Below are 19,368 nucleotides of genomic sequence, written 5' to 3'. Positions count from 1 at the left end.
ATATATCAAAAATTATTCCGCTACCTACCTGACGCCGGATATAGAAACAGCCGCCCGGCAATATGCCGGACAGCCTTTCTTAAAATCAAACCTTATTCATTTTTGTCGCTTACCGCAAGCTCCTTAATGCTTGTCACAAGACCTGCTAACCCCTGAATTTCAGAGGGGATTATAATTTTTGTTGCCTTTCCGTCTGCCGCCTTTTCAAAGCTCTCCAGCGCCTTTAAGGAGATGTAGGCTTCGGTTGGGTTAGATTCGTTAATCTTTCTAATTCCCTCCGCAATAGCGGTTTGAACGGCCACAATTGCTTCCGCCTGGCCCTCCGCTTCTTTAATGGCAGCCTGCTTTTTCGCCTCAGCGCGCAAAATGGCAGATTCCTTTTCGCCTTCCGCCATCAAAATAGCGGATTTTTTCTCGCCCTCGGCCCTTAAAATAGATTCACGCCGCTCACGTTCTGCCTTCATCTGTTTTTCCATGGCGTTTTGAATTTCTTTCGGCGGAATAATATTTTTAAGCTCCACACGGTTCACTTTAATGCCCCAGGGATCTGTAGCTTCATCCAAAATGGCGCGCATTTTTGTGTTGATGATATCTCGGCTGGTGAGCGTGCCGTCAAGCTCCATATCGCCGATAATGTTACGCAGCGTTGTGGCGGTTAAATTTTCAATGGCCATCATGGGGCGTTCCACACCGTAGGTATAAAGTTTTGGGTCGGTAATCTGATAGTAAACAACCGTGTCAATCTGCATGGTTACGTTATCCTTTGTAATAACGGGCTGGGGAGGGAAGTCCACAACCTGCTCTTTTAAATTCACCTTTTTTGCAACCCGCTCCACAAAGGGAATTTTAACATGAAGCCCAACCTGCCACGTTGCGCTGTATCCGCCGAAACGTTCAATGATAAATGCGTTGGCCTGAGGTACGATTCTGATGTTTGCAATTACCAAAACCACTAAAATAATGATTAAACCAATTAAAAATGGCATTTTACCCATCCTCTCATTTTTTTATTTTATTTGGCAACAATAAGTTTCACACCGCTTATTGCCTTAATTGTTACCATTGTTCCTTTTTCTATCGGCTGCCCGTCTTCACTTTTTACAGACCAAACTACGTCGTTCACTGTTAGCTTTCCAGTGGACAAATCGTTGTTGACCTCCTCTGTGAGCAAGACCTTTTGCCCAATTAACCGATCCGCATTGGTGGGCTCTTTCTGCCTGCGCATTTTTTTCACAAGCGGCCTTGAAAGAACAAGCAAAACTGCTGACACCAGGGCAAACACCAAAACCTGAACGGTGGGACCGGCGCCAAGCAGGAATGCAATTAAAGCACCCAAAGCGCCGCCGGCGAACCAAATGCTGACAAACTGAAACGTTGCTGCTTCTAATATGGCAAAAATGATAATACCAATAAACCATACAAATCCCATGGCACTGCCTCCAACTTTAAAATTTTATCAAAATATACAAATTTATTATATCATTTGTCGAATTTGAAGTCAATATACGCAGAAAAGAAAGAGCAAGGAAAATTCTGCTTGACGCGCAAGATTATCCTTGATATTTCAGATTCTGTGTGATATAATAAATATGTTTTAGGCTGGATTAATTTGCTAAGATGTAAGAGATAAGCACCAAACAAATGCTTTTGACGTTTATCTCTTATTTCTTGCGGTTAGCCGGTCTTGAGCGATACACCGTTGGCCCGCATCACGGCGTATGATTTTACTATATTCTATTTCGCGGGCAGAAAGGTTATGAAACAATTTATGTACAAAAGTTTTAAAACAGAATTTGCGGGCAGACCGCTGGAGATTGAAACAGGCAAATTTGCAGAACTGGCAGGCGGGGCAGTTATGGTCCGTTACGGCGAAACCTGCGTTTTGTCTACCGCAACTATGTCGGCAAAGCCGAGGGAGGGAATTGACTTTTTCCCTTTAAGCGTTGATTTTGAAGAAAAACTCTATTCCGTAGGCAGAATTCCCGGCGGATTTACACGGCGCGAGGGCAAACCCTCGGAGAAGGCAGTTTTGGTGTCCCGCGTTATCGACAGGCCTATCAGGCCCCTGTTCCCGAAGGATTTGAGAAACGATGTGTCTGTGGTAAATACCGTGATGTCTGTTGACCAGGATTTTTCGCCTGAGGTTGCTGCAATGATTGGCACGTCCATCGCACTGACAATTTCCGATATTCCGTGGAACGGCCCCATCGGCGGCGTTGTGATGGGGTATGTTGACGGTGAAATCATTACGAATCCAGACGTTGCACAGCGGGAAAAAAGCGATTTATATTTAACCGTTGCAGGCACCAAAGACAAAGTCGTTATGATTGAAGCCGGCGCAAACGAAGTGAAAGAAGAAGTTGTGTTTGACGCAATTATGCAGGCTCATGAAGAAATTAAAAAGATTTGCGACTTTATTTTAGACATTCAAAAAGAAGTTGGAAAAGAAAAAATTCATTATGAACCTCATGTTGTAGATGAGGAAATGTATGAAGCAATTAAAGCCTTTGGATTGGACAAATTAAAGGTTGCTTTAGACACAGATGACAAAAACATCCGCGAAGCAAACATGAAAGTGTTCTACGAAGAACTGTATCAGCACTTTGATGGAACATATACAGAGGAAGAAAACGGCGCAGACATCACTGAAACCGTGGAAAAACTAATGAAGTTCATCGTTCGCCGCTGGATTTTGGACGAGGGCAAGCGTGTAGATGGCAGAGGTATTTTAGATATTCGTCCCTTGCATGCAGAAGTTGGCCTTCTTCCCAGGGCACATGGCTCCGGCCTGTTTTCAAGAGGTCAGACCCAGGTTATGACCGTGGCTACTTTAGGCCCTGTCGGCGATGCGCAGATATTGGACGGAATTGACTTAGAAACCGAAAAACGCTATATGCACCACTATAACTTCCCGTCCTACAGCGTCGGCGAAACCAGACCGTCCCGCGGGCCGGGCAGACGTGAAATTGGCCACGGTGCTTTGGCAGAGCGTGCTTTAGAGCCAGTTATCCCAGATGTTGACACGTTCCCTTATGCTTACAGGCTGGTGTCTGAAGTGCTCTCCTCAAACGGAAGTACGTCCCAGGCCAGCGTCTGCGGCAGCACATTGGCGCTGATGGACGCAGGCGTTCCCATCAAAGCGCCGGTAGCGGGTATTTCTGTAGGCCTGGTGACCGAGGAAGACCGGTTCATCACTATGGTGGATATTCAGGGACTGGAAGACTTTTACGGAGACATGGACTTTAAGGTTGCCGGCACAAAAGAAGGCATCACCGCAATTCAGATGGACATTAAAATCGACGGGCTGACCTCGGAAATCATCAAGCAGGCTTTTGCACAGACAAAAGAGGCAAGAAACTACATTATAGACGAAGTCATTTTAAAAGCAATTCCGCAGCCCAGAGAGTCGCTGTCGAAATATGCGCCGAAAATCTTTACCATGAATATTGACGTTGACAAAATCCGCGACGTTATCGGTTCCGGCGGAAAGGTTATTCAGAAGATCATTGCTGAAACCCAGACCAAAATCGACATTGAAGACGACGGCACCATTTACATTGCCACTGCCGACGAGGAAATGGCAAACCGGGCCATGGAAATTATCAAAGCAATCTGCGGGAACATTGAAGTTGGAAAGATTTTTAAAGGTAAGGTTGTTACCGTTACATCGTTTGGCGCTTTTGTGGAATTCATTCCCGGCGTAGAGGGCTTAGTGCATATTTCCAAACTCGAAAACAGGCGTGTTGCCAAAGTGGAAGACGTGGTAAACGTTGGCGATGAAATTATGGTTAAGGTTATGGGAGTGGATGAAAAAACAGGAAAAATCAGCCTGTCCCGAAAAGATGCTATATACGAATTAGAACACAAAAACAACGAAGAAAAATAGACAAAGTTGGAGGCAGTAATTATGAAAATCACACTCAAAGACGGAAGTCAGCTTGAATATAACGAACCAAAACCGCTTTATGAGATTGCGGGCGATATCAGCGAGGGCCTTATGCGCGCAGCGCTGTCTGCGGAGGTAGACGGCAATGTGACTGAGATGCAGACCGTAATTGACCGCGACTGCACCGTTAACTTTTTAACCTTTCAGGACCAGAAAGGGAAAGACACCCTTCGCCACACCGCATCGCATATTTTGGCTCAGGCAGTGAAACGGCTGTATCCTGACGCAAAGCTTGCCATTGGGCCGGCGATTGAAAACGGCTTTTATTACGACTTTGACTGCGATGTTTCCTTTTCTGCTGAAATTTTAAAGGCGATTGAAGCCGAAATGAAAAAAATTGTCAAAGAAAACCTTCCCGTTAAAAAATTTACAAAACCCAGGGAAGAAGCCATGAAATATTTTGAAAAAAATGGAGAACCCTATAAAGTAGAGCTCATTCGTGACCTGCCGGAGGACGCTGAAATCTCCTTTTACCAGCAGGGCGAATTTGTAGACCTCTGCGCAGGCCCTCACGTCTCTTCTACAGGAAAAGTAAAGGCTTTTTGCTTAACAGGAACGGCAGGCGCATATTGGCGCGGCAATGAAAAGAACAAAATGTTACAGCGAATTTATGGCACGGCGTTTTTAAAGAAAAGCGATTTGGAAGAACATCTGGCAGCAATGGAGGAAGCAAAAAAACGTGACCATAACAAGCTGGGACGGGAGTTAGAACTGTTTACGACATCTGACGTGATCGGCCAGGGCCTTCCTATTTTGCTGCCAAAGGGCGCCAAAATCATTCAGACGTTACAGCGTTTTGTGGAAGATACAGAGGCCGCACACGGCTGGCTGCTGACCAAAACGCCCTATATGGCCAAAAGCGACATTTATAAAATTTCAGGCCACTGGGATCACTATTTAGACGGTATGTTTGTAATGGGCGACGAGAAGAAGGACAAAGAGGTGTTTGCTCTGCGCCCCATGACTTGTCCGTTCCAGTATCAGGCTTACTTAAACAAAATGAGAAGCTACCGTGATTTGCCCCTGCGCTATAACGAAACGTCAACCCTCTTTCGGAACGAGGCCTCCGGCGAAATGCACGGCCTTATCCGAATTCGTCAGTTTACTATTTCCGAGGGACACTTAATGTGCCGTCCTGACCAGTTAGAGGACGAGTTCCGCGGCTGTTTGGAGCTTGCCATTTACATGCTGAAAACCTTGGGGCTGTATGAAGATGTGTCTTACCGGTTCTCACAGTGGGATCCTGACGATCGCGAAAAATACATTGGCACTGAAGAACAGTGGAACGAAGCGCAGAGCACTATGAAGCGTATTTTAGACCATTTGGAAATACCTTATAAAATTGGAATTGGCGAAGCGGCATTCTATGGGCCGAAGCTGGACATTCAGATTCGAAATGTGTTTGGAAAGGAAGACACGCTCATTACGCTGCAAATTGACCAGATGTTGGCAGAAAACTTTGGCATGGAATACACCGACAGCGACGGCACGAAAAAGCATCCATATATTATTCACAGAACGTCCATTGGGTGCTATGAACGTACGTTAGCACTTTTAATTGAGAAATATGCCGGCGCATTCCCGACATGGCTTGCACCTGTGCAGGTAAAGCTTTTGCCCATTACAGACGGACAGAAGGAATATGCGCGGGAATTTGCGCTTGAGCTTCAGAAAAGTGGAATTCGTTTTGAAGTGGATGACAGAAACGAAAAAATTGGATATAAAATCCGCGAGGCACAGCTTGAAAAGGTTCCCTACATGCTGATAATCGGTGAAAAAGAAACGGAAACCGGTTCCGTCAGCGTCCGTTCCAGAAAAGACGGGGATCTGGGCCAGATGAAAAAGGCAGAGTTTATCGAAAAAATCTTACAGGAAATAAAGGATAAGGTGAGATAAATGGACGAGATTTTAGGCGGCGGTACGGGAGAATATATCGTTGTGCGGGCGGAGGAAGACGGCGTTAGCATTTTCGGCCTTACCCGGGGGCGCGACACTCGCTTTCACCACACAGAAAAGCTTGACAAAGGTGAAATTTATATAGCCGAGTTCACTGAAATGACGTCGGCTATGAAAATTAAAGGCAAGGTGACGGTATTCTGCCGTCACGGCGTTGTAAAATCCAGCGAATAGGCTTTGCGCAAAAAGCTAACGGAGGTGTTAATGGTTTGTGGATTGTTGTGTATATTACGCAAAACAAAGAAACGGCTATGACCATTAAAAAGCTTTTGCGTGACGCTGGGCTTTTGGTAAAAATGCGGTCTATTGGGCTGAGATCCGATGAACAGTATGGCTGTTATGAAATTTTACTCCCTGAGTCTGAGGTAGAGGAAGGCCACAGCGTTATCATTGAAAGCATGGTTTAATTTAGCAAAGAATTTGGTTAGGATGTGAATAATATGAAAAAAATTGGTGTTTTAACAAGCGGCGGCGACGCACCGGGAATGAATGCGGCAATTCGTGCGGTTGTGCGCGCCGGCATTAACCAAGGACTTGAAGTGCTTGGAATTAAAAAAGGATATGTTGGCCTGTTAGAAGGGCTTTATGACGAAATGACGGCCCGGTCGGTTTCAGACATTCTCCATCGGGGCGGCACAATTTTGCAGTCGGCCCGCTGCAAGGAATTTAAAACGCAGGAAGGCGTTCAAAAAGCCGTGGAAACCGCAAAAGAAATTGGGCTTGACGGTTTAGTTGTTATCGGCGGCGACGGTTCTTTCAGGGGCGCACGGGATTTAAGCCTTGCCGGCCTGCCAACTGTTGGAATTCCGGGCACAATAGACAACGACATTGGCTGTTCCGATTACACCATCGGGTTTGACACGGCGCTTAATACCGTTCAGGAAGCAATTGACAAAATCCGCGACACATGCAGAAGCCACGACCGTTGTTCGGTCGTTGAGGTTATGGGTCGTGATGCAGGGTATATTGCCGCTTATGTGGGCCTGTCTTGCGGGGCCGAGGCCGTAATTGTTCCGGAAAAACATTTTGACTTTAAAAAAGATGTTTTGCAGAGCATTGCAGAAGGTGTGAAACGCGGTAAAGAACAGCATTTGATTATTGTGGCCGAGGGCGTGACGAAAGACAACATCAGCGCAATTGATATGGCGAAACGGATTGAAGAAGAAACAGGCGTTGAAACAAGGGCAACCATTTTGGGGCATATCCAGCGCGGCGGAAATCCGTCTGTGAAAGACAGAGTAGTGGCCAGCAAAATGGGCTATTTCGCCGTAGAGCTGATTAAAGAGGGCATCGGCAACCGTATTGTGGCAACAAAAGGCGATGATATTGTTGACTACGATATTTTAGAGGGCCTGAACATGTCGAAAAAGTTAGACGCGGAATTGCTGAAAATTTCAGAAATTCTTTCTATGTAATGAAAATAAAATTTAATATTTATGAGGGATTGATGTGTGTTGAATCATCAGTCCCTCATAAACATTCAAGGAGAATTAAAAAAACGTGCAAACTACAGAAAATGAGCTGATGGGTACGGAAAAACTGTCGAAGTTAATGCTGAAAATGGCAATTCCGTCAATCCTGGCTCAAATTATTAATATTTTATACAATATCGTAGACCGAATTTATATTGGAAGAATTCCCGATGTTGGAATTAACGCGCTGACAGGCGTTGGCGTTACTTTTCCAATTTTAACTTTTATTTCGGCGTTTTCTGCCTTCGTTGGTGCCGGCGGCGCTCCGCTTTCCGCCATTTGGCTTGGCAAAGGCGACCGGGATAAGGCCGAAAAAATTATGGGAAACGGCGTGTTCCTATTAATTGTATTTTCTGTTTTGTGTATGGCGGTGTTTTATATTTTTATGCGCCCGATTTTATATGCATTTGGTGCAAGCGATAGTACATATGGGTATGCCAGCAGCTACCTTTCGATTTATCTGGTGGGTACGCTTTTGGTGCAGCTTGTTCTGGGGCTGAATCCTTACATCATTACTCAGGGCAGATCTACTCACGCAATGGTTTCCATTGTTGTCGGCGCGGTGACAAACATTGTGTTAGACCCCATTTTTATTTTTGTGTTTAAAATGGGCGTTCGCGGCGCCGCGGTTGCCACCGTTATTTCTCAGTTGTTCAGCGCTATTTGGACGGTTTATGTTCTGTGTGACAAAAAGTCTACACTTAAAATCAAACTTAAGTTTTTAAAGCCGGATTTCAAAATCATTGGCCACATCTGTGCGCTTGGGGTTTCGCCTTTTATTATGCGGTCTACAGAAAGCCTGGTGGGAATTGTGCTAAACCGCGGTCTTCAGCTTTACGGTGGAGACCTGCATGTGGCCACTGTTACGGTTATGCAGAGCATTATGCAACTGATTTTCGCCCCCATTTCCGGCTTTACACAGGGAGTTCAGCCGATTATCAGCTACAATTATGGCGCCGGCAAGTTCCATAGGGTGAAACGGACTTATCGCAGCATGATTGGAATTTGTTTTGTTTTTTCATTGGTAGCCACATTGTTAACAATTTTTCTGCCCAGGTTCTTTGCGTCCATGTTCACCACGGATATAACGCTGATTGAGCTGGTGGGCAGACAAATGCCGGTCTTCATGTTTGGTATGCTGTTCTTCGGACTGCAAATGGGTATTCAGCCAACCTTTTTGGGACTGGGCGAAGCAAAGCTTTCGCTGTTTATTGCACTTTTAAGAAAGGTGCTTCTGCTGGTTCCCCTGGCAATTATCCTGCCGAAATTTTTCGGCGTTTGGGGTATTTATTATGCAGAGCCTATATCAGACATTCTATCAGCAACAATCGCAACGCTATTGTTTATTTTTAATATCAGGCGGATTTTAACAACAGAAAATTTAGAAAAAATTAAATAAAAGGAGAGAAAATCATGCAGGTTGAAACATTTCAGCTATGGAAAAATACACCAGGGATGTGCGAAGAGGTGCCAACGATTACGGCGTATATTCCTGAACGGGGAAAAAAGCAGGGCGCAGTGGTAATTTTGCCCGGCGGCGGCTACTGTCACAGAGCGCCCCATGAGGGAATGGGATATGCAGAGTTTTTGGCGGTTCACGGATATAGCTCTTTTGTGGTGGAATATCGTGTTTCGCCCCACGAATTCCCTCTGCCGCTTTTAGACGCGCGCCGGGGCATTCGGTATGTCCGGCACTATGCGGAAAAGTTTGGAATTGATAAAAACAAGGTTGCCATTATGGGGTCTTCTGCCGGCGGCCATTTGGCGGCGCTGACGTCTACCTATTTTGATACAATTGATTATGAGGGAAAAGACGAAATTGACAAAGAGGATTTTCTTCCAAATGCGCAGATTTTGTGCTATCCGGTAATTGACCTGCATACTCCCATTGCGCACGAGGGAAGCGGCATGTGTCTATTAGGGGCAAGATATGATTCCGACTTTGAAAAGTTTATTCCACGGCTTCTGGCTTCTGAAAAAACGCCCCAGGCGTTTATCTGGCACACCTTTGAAGACGACGCTGTAGACGTGCGCAACAGCTTAGGCTATGCTGCCGCACTGCGGGAAAAGGGCGTTCCAACGGAACTGCACGTGTTCCCCAACGGCGGTCATGGCAAGGGACGGTCTGAAGCAGATGACAAGATTTCAAGGCATATTTACCAATGGAACGGCCTTTTGTTAAAATGGCTGGAATACATAGAGTTTTAAGAAACCCGTCCGGCAGAAAATGCCGGACGGGTTTCTTATTATTCTGGTGCCTTAAAAGCAGCCTGCGGTATTGTTTTATCTGACGGTTTTAGCACCTTCTTTTTAATGTAAAGGTAGCAGAAAAAGTGCACCAGTGATGTAAAGGTCCAGGACAATACATAGGAAAGATACAAACAGTCCAGTGTGTGAACATATTGAAACGCTGTAAAAATCCAAACGATACGAACACCGCATACGCCGAAAATAGACACTACCATGGGCATGACAGTGGAGCCTGTTCCGCGGATTACGCCGGTAAACACCTCCATAATTCCGCAGGTCACATATAGCAAACAAATGTATTTCAGACGAATCATGCCGAAATAAATGGCGTTTAAGTTGTCCGGGCTGTAAATTTTTAAAAGAGGAGTGCCAAACACATATAAAAGCGGCCCCAAAACCAGACCTACAGCTCCTGTAAACAAAAGACATATTTTTAATGTGGAATTCACGCGCCGGAATTGTTTGGCGCCGAAATTTTGCCCGGAAAAGGTTGTGGCGGCCTGCCCGAAAGCATTCATAATGGAATATAAAAATCCTTCAATGTTTGCGGCGGCTGCGTTGCCGGCCACCGTGTCGGAGCCAAACGAGTTGATAGACGACTGGATTATGACGTTTGAAAAGGAAAAGATGGAACTTTGAATGGCAACGGGCAGTCCAATTTTCACCATTTTCAGTAATGTAGCTCCGTGAATTTTCAATTCCTTTAGATAAAGACGGCAGATCCCGTCCGTCTTTATAAGGGAAAGCACAACAAAAATGGCGGAAATATACTGTGAAACGATTGTGGCAATTGCCACGCCCGCAACGCCCATATCAAATTTAATAACGGTAATCAGATTTAAAACAACGTTTACCAGACCTGAAATGGACAAAAAGAACAACGGTCGCTTTGTGTCACCCACGGTGCGCATAATAACGCTTCCAAATGTATAAATCATAAATGCGGGCATACCCAGAAAGTATATTTTCATGTAGAGGGTCGCCTTGTCAATCACATCGTCTGGAGAACCCATAGCGTGAAGCAGCGCCCTGCAAGAAAAAAAGCCAAAAATGCTTACCATAATGCCGCTGACAAGGCTGGTTAGCATGGCAGTGTGCACAGCGTCGTGGGCTTTGTCATAGTCGTTTGCGCCAACGTTTTGTGCTAGAAGAACGCCGGTTCCCACCGAAAGGCCAATAAACGCATTTACAATTAAATTAATTAAAGACGATGTTGAACCTACTGCGGCAAGTGCGGTGCTTCCCACATACCGTCCCACAACGATAATGTCAACAGCGTTATATAAAAGCTGCAATAAACTTGTTAAAATTACAGGAATTGAGAACTTGACAATTTTGGGGAACAAAGAACCCGAGCACATGTCAATTTCATATTTTCCAGCCAAACTTTACACCTTCTTAATATTCATTCATGGCTTAGTATACCACCACAAATTTTTTGTGTCAATAACAGAAAATACGGTTTGGTAAAATAGAACAAATTTACATGCTTTTCCGAATTTAATTTATTGTTTTGTCCCATGCAAAAAAATTGAAAAAAAGTGCCAAACATGATATAATAAATAAAAAGGAAAAGAAAACCATTTCTTTACAAGACAGGAGTGCAGTACAAATGACAAATATTTTAATTGTTGGCTTGGGACTTATTGGCGGTTCGTTTGCTAAGGCACTGTCGGGTTTTCCAAATGCAACAGTTTATGGCTTAGATATCAACGACAATGTAATTGCGCAGGCAGAAGCAGATGGCGCCATTGCAAAAGGTGTGTGCGAAGCAGACGCGATTTTACCGAAAATGGATATTGTCATTTTGTGCGTTACACCAAAAGCTGCAGTGGACTTTATTAATACGAAGACGTTTCAAAAAGGCGCCCTTGTCACGGACGTGTGCGGCGTTAAGGGAATGATGTTTGCAGAAGTCAAAAACGACGACATTGATTATATTGGCGGGCACCCCATGGCAGGCAGGGAATGTGATGGTTATGAAAATTCCACAGGCGACTTGTTTCGCGGGGCAAACTATATTATGGTGACAAAAGAATCCAACTCTGTGGAGCATATTCAAATTCTACAAGATATTATAAAATATATTGGCTGCACAAAAATAACGAGAACTACATCAAAAGAACACGACGTGATGATTGCCTATACAAGCCAGCTGATGCATGTGGTGGCTGCCACCCTATGCGACAATGAAATTTTAGACCGGGCAGAGGGCTTCAGCGCAGGAAGCCTTAGGGACTGCACGCGAGTAGCAAAGCTAAATCCTAAAATGTGGGCCGAACTTTTCGTTGAAAACAGGGAAGCGCTGTCTGAGCAGATTGACATTTTCACAGCCAGCTTAAAAAAAATTGAGATGATGATTAAAAATTCAGACGTTTCTGGAATTGAGGACTTTTTAACCGTGACCTGTGAACGCAAAAAACGGTATCTGGCAGAAAAAGAAAAACGGTGATTGCGGAGGGATCTTATATGAAACAATATGATTTGGTTGTAATCGGCGGCGGTTTTGCCGGCACGGCGGTTCCCATTGCAAAAAAAGATTGTGTGCAGCTAACTGCGGTAAATATAGATAAACTGAGAAAAACACTGAAACAAAACGGTGCTTTTTGCGGCTGAGAAAGGGGTGACAAATGTGGGTGACAAAAAAATATTAAAGCTTGTCATTGCGGCAATGTTTGCATCCTTAGTTTGTGTAGCGACGATGGTAATTAAAATCCCTACGCCGACGAACGGATATGTGAATTTGGGCGATTGCATTGTTCTTCTCTCCGGCTGGCTGTTAGGGCCTGTTTACGGAGTTGCAGCCGCTGCAATTGGCTCTATGCTTGCAGATTTGTTTGCAGGATATCCTGTATATGCCGCGGCAACCTTTGTAATTAAAGGCGCGGTGGCGCTGATTGCATGGCTGATTTTTGGCAGAAAGAGCAGAGGTGCTGTTTTAGCCGTTGTTTCTGCTGTTTGCGCGGAAGCTTTTATGGCGTTTGCTTATTTTGTGTTTGAGTGGCTGTTAATGGGCCAGGGAATATCCGCTGCTGCAGGCATTCCTGCGAACCTGGTTCAGGGTTTAATTGGTGCAGTTTTAGCACTTATACTTTTAAAGCTTTTTACAGGCAGCAAGGCGCTTTCAGAGTTCTTTGAAACTTTTAAAAAGAAAAATTAATGCGGACAACTTACCGAATTATTCGTTCTTACATAGTATGTAGCATAACGAATAAAGGAGGTAAGAGTTATGGGATGCAATGGTGGCTTCTTAGGCGGCTTCGGCGATAACAACTGCATTTGGATCATTCTTATAATTATCCTCATTTGCTGCTGCTGTAACGACTAGTTATTAGAAAAGGGGGCGCCGTCTTGCAGGCTTTGCCTGTGGGGCGGCGCCTTATTTGCGTTTTATTTAGACAAATTAATCAAAAAATGTCCGGCGGCATACTTGAAAAACAAAATACCGTGTGATACACTCAACCCAAGAGGTGAAAAGAATATGCAAAACTGCGGCATAATGTTAAATGAAGATCCCAATCATTTTTATGTTTCACGGATGAACGTGGCCGACGAAATTGATGAGGCCTATTTAAGAAGTTTTATTGACCAGTATCAAGACACAGACGTAACAGACTTTTTAATCTGCGCAAACGGCCCTTTGTCTTCCTTCCCGTCAGAGGTGCTCATGTCTTTCAGTGATAAATATTTTGTGCGGGAGGAGCTGGGCCAACCGGTAGATTATACGGGTACCTTTGTAAAAACCGCATATAAAATTTGGAATGAAAAGGGACTTGACCTTTTTTCCATTTGGATTGACCAATGCAACCGAAACGGAATTCATCCGTGGATATCGTTTCGAATGAATGATGCACATTGCCATTATGACATTCCAAATGTGCTAATCAGTCAAAATTATTACGATCACTTTAAAGATTTTTCCCGCGTGCGCCACCGCCGGCAGTTTCAATATTATGACCGATGCCGGGATTTCGCAATTCTTGAGGTGCGCAAGGAGTGGATTGCCTATATCACCGAAACACTGGAACGTTATAGCCCCTATGGAATTGAGCTGGACTTTCAAAGAGAGTTCGACTGCTTTCAAATAGGCCATGAGTGGGCGGGCATAGAGATTATGACGTTGTTTTTAAAAGAGGTGAAAGAAACCGTTATAAACGCAGAAAAGCGGATTGGCCGTCCAATTAAAATTGCCGTCCGCTGCCATGCGGACCCTGTTTATTGCATGGAATTAGGATTTGATATTTTAAAATGGGCTGAGCTGCAATATATTGACATGGTTATACCGTCGCCGCGGTTTCGCACAACAGACAATGATATGCCCATCCGGCTGTGGAAACAAATGTTACATCCATATCATGTGGAGCTTGCAGGTGCAATGGAAATATTGGTCAATCAAACCCCTGTGGGCGACACTTATGAGGTTCAGGCCAACACCGTCAGCACAGCGTTGGGAACGGCGGCAAACATAGTGTCCCAGGGCGCGGATAAGCTTTATCTGTTTAATTATATGGATACGGCAGACCATATGATTTTGGACAAGTCAAATATCGACAGTTCTGCCGATGAATTGATTACTGGAGAGACATTATATATTAATTCCAGCAGTGCGTATTGCCGTTTGCTGACAACTGCCGGGTCTTTAGAAAAAATTAACAAAGCATTTAGACGGCATATTGTTACCTATCAGGACAAAAATCCTTTGTGGCGGGATGCGAGAGCCCAACTTCCATGCGAGGTTCAATCGGCAGAAGAGCCGAAATTTATTAAAATTGCTACCGGATTCATTCCGCAAACCTGCAGCACAGTTTTAAAACTGGGGATTACAGGGAACGTGAATCCAAAATCGGATTTGGAATTATACATCAACAGCAGCGAAGTGCGGTTCTTGAAAGAGGTTTCCCTAGAACCGCCAATATTAACGAAAAGTCCTGTATACTCCTTTGAAATTCCGCACACCGCCATCCAGCAGGTTTTTCAGGTGCTCGAAATCTTTACCAAAGGAAAAACGATTACTATCGATTATGTTGAAATAGCGGTAATACCAAAATAAGTTTGGGAGGTGCGAGTTACATGAATAAATATTCTGCCGAATACTTTGCAAAATCATTTTATGATGAACATAATTTTCCATTGGCATATCAAAAAGGCATGAGTTGTGAAGAACGGGAAAATTGGAAACAGGCGCTAACAGATAAAATACGAGAACTGATGGCGTTCCCGAAAACGATGTATGAAGAGCCAAAAGTTCATTTGTTGCTGTCAAAAAAACAAGAAAACTATCGCATAGAAAAGTATGAAATGAGCCCAGAGCCAAATTTGTGGATTACGTTCTTTTTAATGGTGCCAGATTTTGCGTCAGAGAAGCATCAAACGCCCGGTGTTTTATGCCTTCCGGGCACAGGATGGACAAAGGAGGCGCTTTGCGGTGAAGATTTCTGCGATTTGGACTATGATCCCCCGCAGCCAATAACTGGCAACGGTCACAGATATTATTATGCTAACACACAGGCGTTACACTACGTCAAAAATGGCATGACCGCAATTGCCTGTGAAGATATTGGCGTTGGAGAGCATGCAGGGGAAAGCCTCGATGTAAATGACATTGAGAAGCTTTTAATTGGGCAGGGGAGAAGTATAATGGGCGTAACCGTTGAGATCCGCCTTGCTCTGCTGAAGTGGCTGAAAAAACTTCCCTTCGTGGACCGCAGCCGTATTGCTATCAGCGGTCATTCGCTGGGAGTGGATTCTGCCATGCATATTGTTTTGCTGGACACCGATGTCAAAGCTTTTGTGTATAATGATTTTATTTGTGATACGCAGCAAAGAATTTCCACTATCTGTCCACCGGAACACTTTTACCCAATTTGCTGGCACATGTATCCCGGAATTTACCGTTGGTATTCTTATCCAGACCTTTTGGCAGCTTATGCGCCGCGGAAACTGTTTATCACCGAGGGAGGAATGACGGAGCATCTTGAACGGTTGGCTGAAGTTTATGCAGAATATGGGGCGCTAGAAAACTTCCGTTACGATTATTATCGCGAATACAGCGCCCCGGAAAATCGAAAATATGACCACAAACCGCTTCCCAAAGGGTTGACGCATGCTGAATATTTCGAATTTGCCAACGTAAATCCGGAAAAGCATTTCTTCAAGTTTGAGGCGGCAATTCCCTGGCTAAAGGATGCATTAAAATAACAAAATAGAGCGGCCATAACAGGCCGCTCTATTTATTTGTTCCAACATTAATATATTCAATTCCTGATTCTACAAATTTATCCACATATTCATCACTGAGGTTAGAATCCGTAATAAAATAGTCAATTCCGTCTAACGGGGCCAGTTTGTAAAACCCGACTTTGCCGATTTTTGTGGAATCGCATAAATAATATTTTTCATTGGCATTAGCCAGCATTTGCTGTTTGATGAAACACTCCTGCTCGTTGCTTTCCAAAATTCCTGCATTAGGCGTAATCCCCTTGCTGGAAAAGAAAACCTTGCCGGCAAAAAAGTTGTTTTTAATGGTGTTTTCCGCCAAAGAACCAACAAAAGATTGGTTGCTGCTGACCAAACCGCCAACAGTGATCAATTTTACCGACTCAACGCCGGAAAGCTCATTAATAATCCGTAAGGAATTGGTAATCACCGTGATGTTTCTTATTTTTTTTATTTCTTTTGCCATGTAAAATGTGGTAGTGGAGGAGTCTAAAAAAATGGTGTCGCCGGGCAGCAGATGCTCTGCGGCCTCTTTTGCCAGCCGTTCCTTTGCAGCGGAGTTGGTTTGTTTCCGTTTCTCAAGCGAAAGTTCATACGAACTGTCAGTTATGGGAACAGCGCCGCCGTGCGTACGAACCAGAACCTCCTGCTTCTCAAGCTTTTCCAAGTCCCGCCGAACGGTTTCCTCCGTAACGCCCAGTTCTGCGCTGAGCTTGCTCACCCAAACAGCACCGTTAGCATTTAAATTTTCCAATATTCGTTTTTGGCGTTCTAAAGCAAACATAGGTTCTCCTTAAAAACTACTGTTTTTTTAAAATCTTAACCTTATCGCCGTTTCTAAGCATAGTGGAATTTGCATCGTCTGTGTCGATATGCATTTCGCAGCGAAAATCGTCGCGCACACGAACCTGAACATCATAAAACCTTGTGGGTTTAATACCCTCAACAAAAACATCAACATATTCGTTGTCCGAAATATTGTTTGCCGCGGCATATTCAGGGTCTAAGTGAATGTGACGGTTGGCAATGATAACCCCCTCTTTTAAATACACCGTTCCGCAGGGACCGACCAGAACGAGGCGTTCTGAGCCTTCAATGTTTCCCGAGGGGCGCACCGGGGGACTTACTTTTAATATGAACGTGTCAGTTTTCGAAATTTCCACCTGGGTGTTCTTTCTCACAGGCCCCAAAACGCGAACCTTTTCAATGGATTTTAAAGACGGGCCAACCAGCGTTACAAACTGGTCTGATGCAAATTCGCGGCCCATAAGGGTTTTCTTTTTGGTAAGCTCAAACCCCTCGCCAAACAGAATATCCAAATCCTTTCTAGACAAATGGACATGACGCTGCGACACGCCGATTGTTACGGAGTCTCTATTCTTTTCAAAATCAACAAGCGCATTTTTCACCGCTTCTTCAATTGTTTTCATATCTATCATAACAATACACTCGCTTTACGTTAATTTAGTTTTCCGTGTCAAAAAACTTGATTACTTCGTCGTGGGGGCGGGGAATAACCGCTTTTCCATAAATCTTGCCAAGCTTAGAGGCGTGCGTTTCGCCTGCCTCAATGGCAGCTTTCACCGAGGACACGCTGCCGCAAATTACAAAGGTACAAAGTCTTCCGCCCAGTCGTTTTTCTGTATGGATTAGCCGAACGTCTGCTGACTTTAGCATTGCGTCTAAGCCTTCAATGGAGGCAACTAAGCCCTGAACCTCCAAAAGGCCAATGTTAGCGGCTATACCGGGTTCTATTTCTGTGCCCAAAAAGCTTTTAGGAAGCTTTTTGTTAAATTTGTCTTTATTAATATCCATTAAATATGCCATTTTTTCCACGTCTGTGCCCGGATTGGCAATCACGTGGGAAACAATGAATTTACCCTGAGATTTTGCATATTTCACACCGGCCTCAACTGCAGCCTTAACGGCAGACACATTGCCCTCCATTTTTACCACCATCACCAGCGGGGCGGGAACGTCGGGGCTAAGCGGCCTGTTTCTGTCAAACGCAATAATTTTTACATCGGCAGCCTTTGCAGCAACATCTGCAACGCAAACCGCTGTGGTAAAGCTATATACTTCAACTAATCCTAATGCGTTCATAACATACATCCTTTATCGAAATTTTAAATAATATGAAGCCCGTCAACCATAACGCATCTTCTTGCACGTGTAAAAGAATGGGCAGCGGTTAATCCCTCGCCTGTGGGGCCTGCAATTGTAAAGGTTGTATAGCCTTCGCCGCCTGCGCCGATTCCCGCATAAGAAGGTGCATTCTTCACAAAGATGGTAGTTTCAACAGCTTTTGCAAAGGCTGTTAAATGGTCAATATTTTTTGAATGAATGTGTGCAGAGTGGCGGTTACCGTGCTCAGCATTCACAGCCATTTTAATTGCTTCTTCAATACTGTTCACGCGGACAATTGCCAAAATGGGCATCATCATCTCCACCTGAACAAAGGGGTGCATTTCGTCTGTTTCACAAATAATGAGTTTCGCGTCGGAGTCAATGCCCAGTTCCTTTAAGAACAAGCTGGCATCTTTGCCCACCCATTTTTTATTAATTCCAAATTTGCCGTCTTTTTCAATTAAGGCAATTTTCTTTAAACGTTCAACCTGGTCGCCGTCAATCATGTATGCGCCGTTTTTTATCATGCTGTCAATCAGCTCATCGGCAATGTTGCTGAATGCAAAGCACTCTTTTTCCGCAATGCAAGGCAGGTTGTTATCAAAACTTGCGCCAAGAACAATGTCGCGGCCGGCCTTTGCAACGTCGGCGGTGTCGTCTACAATGACAGGCGGGTTGCCTGCGCCTGCGCCGATTGCTTTTTTGCCGGAGGAGAGAAGCGTTCTAACCACGCCCGGTCCGCCGGTTGCAACCAACATTCTGACAATGGGCGAAGCCATCATTTCTTTAGAAGTATCCATTGTCGGTTTCGCAACAGAAACCACCAAATTTTCAGGGCCGCCGGCTTCCACAATTGCACGGTTTACCAAATCTACCGCATAGTTTGCTGTTCTGCAGGCGTTGGGGTGTGGATTAAACACAACGCCGTTTCCGCCCGCAATCATTCCAATAGAATTACAAATAACCGTTTCGCTGGGATTGGTAGACGGCGTGATGCTGCCGATAACGCCGAATGGCGCCATTTCAACTAAGGTTAAGCCATCGTCGCCGGTTAAAGCGGTGGGTTTTAAATCCTCCGTGCCGGGGGTTTTGTTGGCAACGAGCTGATGCTTAATAATTTTGTCGCTAACACGGCCCATTCCTGTTTCTTCAACGCCCAATTTTGCTAACGTTTCTGCTTCCTCCAAGGTGAGCTTGCGGATGTTGGCAATCATTTTTTCGCGCTGTGCAATGGAATAGCTGCGGTAGAACTGATAAGCTTTGTTAACCGCCTCAAGCGCGTCTGTCATGCTGTCGAAAACACCCTTTAACCGCTGCTGGGGTGCTGCATTTTCTAGGTTTTTCACAACATTTTGAACAATTTGGTTGATATAGTTTTCGTTTAATTCCATATTCTAACCC

Annotated in this window: 19 protein-coding genes; 12 read left to right on the top strand and 7 right to left on the bottom strand. The window is 44.6% G+C overall.

Features of this window, described 5'->3' with window-relative positions:
• Positions 1 to 92 precede the first annotated feature (92 nt).
• The gene (locus tag H8698_RS05730; RefSeq protein ID WP_430393567.1) at positions 93 to 986 is read right to left on the bottom strand and encodes an SPFH domain-containing protein; all 894 of its coding nucleotides are present in this window, start codon (positions 984 to 986) and stop codon (positions 93 to 95) included.
• A 26-nt stretch (positions 987 to 1,012) separates the two neighbouring features.
• Positions 1,013 to 1,429: an NfeD family protein gene (locus H8698_RS05725; RefSeq protein WP_249311658.1), complete on the bottom strand. Its 417-nt coding sequence runs from the start codon at positions 1,427 to 1,429 to the stop codon at positions 1,013 to 1,015.
• Positions 1,430 to 1,768: 339 nt separating this feature from the next.
• Between H8698_RS05725 and H8698_RS05720 the strand changes: the two genes are divergently transcribed.
• The 7 genes from H8698_RS05720 to H8698_RS05690 all read left to right on the top strand — a co-directional run bounded on the left by H8698_RS05720 (position 1,769) and on the right by H8698_RS05690 (position 9,582).
• Entirely contained in the window at positions 1,769 to 3,886 is a 2,118-nt protein-coding gene (locus H8698_RS05720) for a polyribonucleotide nucleotidyltransferase (protein ID WP_249312244.1), read from the top strand.
• A gap of 18 nt (positions 3,887 to 3,904) precedes the next feature.
• A complete protein-coding gene (gene thrS, locus H8698_RS05715; RefSeq protein WP_249312235.1) occupies positions 3,905 to 5,842 on the top strand; it encodes a threonine--tRNA ligase in 1,938 nt (645 codons plus the stop codon).
• On the top strand, positions 5,843 to 6,076 hold the full coding sequence (gene mtrB, locus H8698_RS05710) for a trp RNA-binding attenuation protein MtrB (RefSeq protein ID WP_177680003.1): 234 nt from the start codon (positions 5,843 to 5,845) through the stop codon (positions 6,074 to 6,076).
• Between the two features lie 35 nt (positions 6,077 to 6,111).
• Positions 6,112 to 6,309: a hypothetical protein gene (locus H8698_RS05705; RefSeq protein ID WP_177680004.1), complete on the top strand. Its 198-nt coding sequence runs from the start codon at positions 6,112 to 6,114 to the stop codon at positions 6,307 to 6,309.
• Positions 6,310 to 6,333: 24 nt separating this feature from the next.
• Positions 6,334 to 7,317 (top strand): 6-phosphofructokinase, encoded by a 984-nt coding sequence (pfkA, locus tag H8698_RS05700; RefSeq protein WP_249311657.1) that lies wholly within the window; start codon positions 6,334 to 6,336, stop codon positions 7,315 to 7,317.
• A gap of 85 nt (positions 7,318 to 7,402) precedes the next feature.
• Entirely contained in the window at positions 7,403 to 8,773 is a 1,371-nt protein-coding gene (locus H8698_RS05695) for an MATE family efflux transporter (RefSeq protein WP_249311656.1), read from the top strand.
• A 14-nt stretch (positions 8,774 to 8,787) separates the two neighbouring features.
• A complete protein-coding gene (locus H8698_RS05690; RefSeq protein ID WP_249311655.1) occupies positions 8,788 to 9,582 on the top strand; it encodes an alpha/beta hydrolase in 795 nt (264 codons plus the stop codon).
• A 38-nt stretch (positions 9,583 to 9,620) separates the two neighbouring features.
• Here H8698_RS05690 and H8698_RS05685 read toward each other — a convergent pair whose 3' ends face one another.
• The gene (locus H8698_RS05685; protein WP_249311654.1) at positions 9,621 to 11,009 is read right to left on the bottom strand and encodes an MATE family efflux transporter; all 1,389 of its coding nucleotides are present in this window, start codon (positions 11,007 to 11,009) and stop codon (positions 9,621 to 9,623) included.
• A 128-nt stretch (positions 11,010 to 11,137) separates the two neighbouring features.
• Between H8698_RS05685 and H8698_RS05680 the strand changes: the two genes are divergently transcribed.
• From H8698_RS05680 to H8698_RS05660, 5 genes are all read left to right on the top strand, one after another.
• Positions 11,138 to 12,076, top strand: coding sequence for a prephenate dehydrogenase (locus H8698_RS05680; protein WP_346726826.1), 939 nt, complete (start codon positions 11,138 to 11,140; stop codon positions 12,074 to 12,076).
• 17 nt (positions 12,077 to 12,093) lie between these two features.
• Positions 12,094 to 12,240, top strand: coding sequence for a hypothetical protein (locus tag H8698_RS05675; RefSeq protein WP_249311652.1), 147 nt, complete (start codon positions 12,094 to 12,096; stop codon positions 12,238 to 12,240).
• 16 nt (positions 12,241 to 12,256) lie between these two features.
• Positions 12,257 to 12,784, top strand: a complete 528-nt coding sequence (locus tag H8698_RS05670) for an ECF transporter S component (RefSeq protein WP_249311651.1) — start codon at positions 12,257 to 12,259, stop codon at positions 12,782 to 12,784.
• A 270-nt stretch (positions 12,785 to 13,054) separates the two neighbouring features.
• Entirely contained in the window at positions 13,055 to 14,674 is a 1,620-nt protein-coding gene (locus H8698_RS05665; protein ID WP_249311650.1) for a hypothetical protein, read from the top strand.
• Between the two features lie 20 nt (positions 14,675 to 14,694).
• Entirely contained in the window at positions 14,695 to 15,822 is a 1,128-nt protein-coding gene (locus H8698_RS05660) for an alpha/beta hydrolase family protein (RefSeq protein WP_249311649.1), read from the top strand.
• A 28-nt stretch (positions 15,823 to 15,850) separates the two neighbouring features.
• Here H8698_RS05660 and H8698_RS05655 read toward each other — a convergent pair whose 3' ends face one another.
• The 4 genes from H8698_RS05655 to H8698_RS05635 are packed head-to-tail and all read right to left on the bottom strand — an operon-like array spanning position 15,851 to position 19,358.
• The gene (locus tag H8698_RS05655; RefSeq protein WP_177677734.1) at positions 15,851 to 16,624 is read right to left on the bottom strand and encodes a DeoR/GlpR family DNA-binding transcription regulator; all 774 of its coding nucleotides are present in this window, start codon (positions 16,622 to 16,624) and stop codon (positions 15,851 to 15,853) included.
• A gap of 16 nt (positions 16,625 to 16,640) precedes the next feature.
• Positions 16,641 to 17,279 carry a phosphate propanoyltransferase gene (pduL, locus tag H8698_RS05650; protein WP_249311648.1) on the bottom strand — a complete coding sequence of 213 codons (639 nt, stop codon included), beginning with the start codon at positions 17,277 to 17,279 and terminating at the stop codon, positions 16,641 to 16,643.
• Positions 17,280 to 17,304: 25 nt separating this feature from the next.
• A complete protein-coding gene (locus H8698_RS13280; protein WP_283245401.1) occupies positions 17,305 to 17,943 on the bottom strand; it encodes a BMC-T shell protein in 639 nt (212 codons plus the stop codon).
• A 23-nt stretch (positions 17,944 to 17,966) separates the two neighbouring features.
• Positions 17,967 to 19,358 carry an aldehyde dehydrogenase family protein gene (locus tag H8698_RS05635; protein ID WP_249311647.1) on the bottom strand — a complete coding sequence of 464 codons (1,392 nt, stop codon included), beginning with the start codon at positions 19,356 to 19,358 and terminating at the stop codon, positions 17,967 to 17,969.
• Positions 19,359 to 19,368: the final 10 nt, after the last annotated feature.

It is taken from the genome of Congzhengia minquanensis, assembly GCF_014384785.1.
Lineage (GTDB): Bacteria > Bacillota > Clostridia > UBA1381 > UBA9506 > Congzhengia > Congzhengia minquanensis.
This window is presented reverse-complemented; position numbering and strand designations above follow the sequence as displayed.

Excerpts from the sequence above, each read along its gene's own strand:
- H8698_RS05690 (WP_249311655.1), top strand. The coding sequence starts at position 8,788 with ATGCAGGTTGAAACATTTCAGCTATGGAAAAATACACCAGGGATGTGC.
- H8698_RS05655 (WP_177677734.1), bottom strand. The coding sequence starts at position 16,624 with ATGTTTGCTTTAGAACGCCAAAAACGAATATTGGAAAATTTAAATGCT.
- H8698_RS05635 (WP_249311647.1), bottom strand. The coding sequence starts at position 19,358 with ATGGAATTAAACGAAAACTATATCAACCAAATTGTTCAAAATGTTGTG.
- mtrB (WP_177680003.1), top strand. The coding sequence starts at position 5,843 with ATGGACGAGATTTTAGGCGGCGGTACGGGAGAATATATCGTTGTGCGG.
- H8698_RS05660 (WP_249311649.1), top strand. The coding sequence starts at position 14,695 with ATGAATAAATATTCTGCCGAATACTTTGCAAAATCATTTTATGATGAA.
- H8698_RS13280 (WP_283245401.1), bottom strand. The coding sequence starts at position 17,943 with ATGAACGCATTAGGATTAGTTGAAGTATATAGCTTTACCACAGCGGTT.
- H8698_RS05725 (WP_249311658.1), bottom strand. The coding sequence starts at position 1,429 with ATGGGATTTGTATGGTTTATTGGTATTATCATTTTTGCCATATTAGAA.
- H8698_RS05675 (WP_249311652.1), top strand. The coding sequence starts at position 12,094 with ATGAAACAATATGATTTGGTTGTAATCGGCGGCGGTTTTGCCGGCACG.
- H8698_RS05720 (WP_249312244.1), top strand. The coding sequence starts at position 1,769 with ATGTACAAAAGTTTTAAAACAGAATTTGCGGGCAGACCGCTGGAGATT.
- H8698_RS05730 (WP_430393567.1), bottom strand. The coding sequence starts at position 986 with ATGCCATTTTTAATTGGTTTAATCATTATTTTAGTGGTTTTGGTAATT.
- pduL (WP_249311648.1), bottom strand. The coding sequence starts at position 17,279 with ATGATAGATATGAAAACAATTGAAGAAGCGGTGAAAAATGCGCTTGTT.